Consider the following 2,386-nt stretch of genomic DNA (forward strand, 5'->3'; position numbering starts at 1 on the left):
CCCGCAGAGTGGTAGTTAAAAACGTAATTGGCTTATTGAAAAGGTTTAAAATCATCTCCGATAGATATAGAAATCGACGAAAACGTTTTGGCTTAAGATTTTGCCTCTATTCACAATTTTGAACTCCTTATATGAATTTTGAAAGAAGTCTACTGCCAAATCTTTTCCTATTTGTTGCAAATATCCTTTTATAAATCCGACTGTTTGTCTTAAACCAATTCTAAAGAGATTGACGATTATATGCACCAAAATTACGACTTTATCACTATAAATATAGTTGCCACCCTGCATTTTTGGACCATTTTCATACCAATTTTCAATTGCTTCGTTAATGAAGTGAAAAATATTTCCCCTTTTTTCAAGGAATTTGTTATATTCTTTTTGGTTACTGACTTTCATTTTCTGTGGCATATTTTTTCTTTAAGCAGTTAAATGGCTATTTTATAATGAATTTTGTCAGAACTGCTAGTTTTTCTGAACGCTATGCAACAAAGCCCGCTGGGATCCAAACAGGAATGACAAACAAATAGGTGCTGGAATAAGGTGGTAAGATGTCATTTAAGTAGCTTGACACTAGAGTCCAGTTTTCTTTACAATCCCCTTCGTGAAAGAACAAAAATGCTTATTTGTCACTATAGCCGGGTTACCAAATGCTGGGAAGTCTACGCTGATTAACAGCATCGTAGGTAAGAAGATTGCAATTGTTACTCCCAAAGTGCAAACAACTAGGACACAAATAAGAGGCATTGCAATATGCAATGAAACACAAATTATCTTTACTGATTCTCCAGGAATCTTTTCGGCAGAAACGAAACTTGAGAAAGCTCTAGTCAAATCTGCATGGTCAGCAATCAAGGGTGATGACATCACTTTGTTGCTCGTTGATACGAGCAATTACTTGAAGAATATAGAGAGAATCAAAACCATATTTGCGCGACTGCAACGCACAAAAGGCAGATGCATTTTGGTTATCAATAAGATTGATCTAGTAAAGAAACCTGAACTGAAGATGGCATATGAACATCTGAATTTGCTTTATAGATCTGAAAAGATTTTTACGATATCGGCACTAAAGAGTGATGGACTTTCTGATTTGATGAATTACTTGTCTGAAATTGCGCCAGTGAGTCCTTGGTTTTATGGAGAAGACCAAATAACCGATTCCTCAACAAGTTTTTTATCAGCAGAAATCACAAGGGAAAAATTATTCTTGAATTTACGTGAAGAATTGCCATATTCTACAGCTGTCATAACTGAACAAATTGAGGAGAAAAAAGATAAGAGTTTAGTCATAAAGCAGGTCATATTTGTGCTGAGAGATAGTCATAAGAAAATAGTGCTAGGGAAGGATGGCAGTAATATTAAAAAAATTGGCATCGAGGCACGTGTTGAGCTGGAGAAATTGTTTGAGTGTAAAGTTCACCTATTTTTATTCGTGAAAATACGGCCTTGGACTGACCGCCCTGAGGAGTATATAAGCGATGCTTAATTCTTTATTGGTATTTGATATTGAGACTATACCAGATGTAAACTCTTGCAAGAATTTGCTCAATATTAGTGATGATAGTAGTGTAGAAGAGAAAAGAGATGCATTGACAAAGTATCACCTCGAAATAACAAACGGGCAAAATCCTTTTCTTCGTCAGCCCTTTCACCGCGTTGTGGCTATCAGTTTTTTACTTTGCATTATAAGCTGCAGAAATGGTTATGAGGTGTTCACGCTGCAAGAAATTAGATCTGGAGGGACACTAGATTCCAGTGAAAAAGAGCTGGTGAAGGGATTTTTCAATTATATGTCAGAAAAAAGACCGAGGTTGGTCTCATTCAATGGGCGTACTTTTGATATGCCGGTGCTAAAATACCGTGCTATGGTTCATGGCATTCAAGCGGAATATTTTTATAAAGCTGGTGATAAGTGGAATAGCTATAATCAGAGATATAGTAGTGATTGGCATTGTGATTTGCTTGAAACCCTCTCAGATTTTGGAGCCTCTGCGAGAGTAAAAATGCATGAGGTTTGTGCGGCGTTTAACCTTCCTGGTAAAATCGGAGTTGATGGGTCACAAGTTGTGAGCTTATACGACAGTGGCAAGATACAAGAAATTCGAGATTATTGTGAAACAGACGTAGTTAACACTTATTTGATTTACTTAAGGTTCATGCACCATCAAGGAAGAATCACTACTGAAAGTTACAATAAAAGCGTAGAAGAGCTACTTTTGGAATGTGAGAAAAAGGCACACCTAAGAAAATTTAAAGAGGAGTGGGAAATAACCTGTGATGGAAAGTTTTATATTGAATTTAAGGGTAACTGAACAGATACCTTTTTTCTACTTAGTAAATTTTTAATAGACCTCTTGCATAACAAACTTTTAGCAGCACATTG

At 36.2% G+C, this 2,386-nt stretch carries 2 protein-coding genes and 2 pseudogenes; 3 read left to right on the top strand and 1 reads right to left on the bottom strand.

The window, feature by feature from the left end; all coding sequences use genetic code 11:
- Positions 1 to 122, top strand: a pseudogene (locus HET73_RS08775) (IS5/IS1182 family transposase); the annotation flags it as partial.
- Here the strand turns inward: HET73_RS08775 and HET73_RS08780 are convergent.
- A pseudogene (locus tag HET73_RS08780) lies at positions 109 to 411 on the bottom strand (transposase); the annotation flags it as partial. The pseudogenes HET73_RS08775 and HET73_RS08780 overlap by 14 nt on opposite strands.
- 193 nt (positions 412 to 604) lie before the next feature.
- Between HET73_RS08780 and era the strand changes: the two are divergent.
- Positions 605 to 1,489 (top strand): GTPase Era, encoded by an 885-nt coding sequence (era, locus tag HET73_RS07055; protein WP_174133409.1) that lies wholly within the window; start codon positions 605 to 607, stop codon positions 1,487 to 1,489.
- Positions 1,482 to 2,315 carry a 3'-5' exonuclease gene (locus tag HET73_RS07060; RefSeq protein ID WP_174133410.1) on the top strand — a complete coding sequence of 278 codons (834 nt, stop codon included), beginning with the start codon at positions 1,482 to 1,484 and terminating at the stop codon, positions 2,313 to 2,315. The genes era and HET73_RS07060 overlap by 8 nt, the downstream gene beginning before the upstream one ends.
- Positions 2,316 to 2,386: the final 71 nt, after the last annotated feature.

This window comes from Wolbachia endosymbiont of Atemnus politus (assembly GCF_013309895.1).

Coding starts and splice junctions, on each gene's coding strand:
- HET73_RS07060 (WP_174133410.1), top strand. CDS start 1,482: ATGCTTAATTCTTTATTGGTATTTGATATTGAGACTATACCAGATGTA.